General features: G+C 46.6%; 1 protein-coding gene. It reads left to right on the forward strand.

Going from position 1 to position 822, the window contains the following annotated elements:
- A partial coding sequence (locus tag CFT61_RS16380) for an IS66 family transposase (protein ID WP_142990671.1) occupies nucleotides 1–822 on the forward strand: 822 nt, incomplete at both ends.

Here is an 822-nt window from a genome sequence, read left to right on the forward strand (position 1 = left end):
ACTCGGCAAGCTCGTTTCAGGCAAGAAGTCCGAACGTCAGGAGAAGAATCCACAAGACTCGATGACCCAGGAGGAATTTGACAAGAAGAAAACAGAGCAGGCCGAAAAGAGAAAGGCACGCAAAAACAACGGTGCCAAGCGTGACATGCATTACGAGATGAAAGAGGTGCATGTTACGATAGATCCAGTCATGGATGCAGAGCTTTTGAAGACGTTGCGTCTCTTCGGAACTCGTACCTGTATACGTTACAGCATGGAACCCATCAAATTCATCAAGACCGTGTATCACATCAACACTTATACGGATGGAAGTATCATGTATCCGGGGAAGACTCCGCCGGCTCTGTTGTTGAATTCTTCCTATTCACCTTCCTTTGCTGCAGGTCTCCTGCAGATGCGATACATCTATTCCATGCCGGTAGAGCGAATTACCAAATACTTTGCCGACAATGGGTTTACGTTAAGGAAAGCTACGGCAAACAAGCTGATTGCCAGAAGTGCTGATGTACTGGAAAACTTCTATAAGGCTATCTGCCAAGTAGTGTTGCAGCAGGATTATGTCTCGGCAGACGAGACATACCATAAAGTGCTGTTAGCCAAGACAAAGCCTACAGACAAGGGGTCGAAGAAAGGCTACCTCTGGGCTGTAAGTGCGCCTGAACTGGGACTTGTCTTCTTCGTATATGAGGATGGTTCACGCTCTGAGCAGGTCATACTTAACGTATTCTCAGATTATAAAGGTACCATACAGAGTGATGCATACATTCCTTATCGAAAGCTGGAGTCGGATGCTTATCCGGACATCATGAGAATCGCCTGTCT

The sequence above is a fragment of the Segatella copri genome (assembly GCF_002224675.1).
Taxonomy (GTDB): Bacteria; Bacteroidota; Bacteroidia; order Bacteroidales; family Bacteroidaceae; genus Prevotella; species Prevotella copri_U.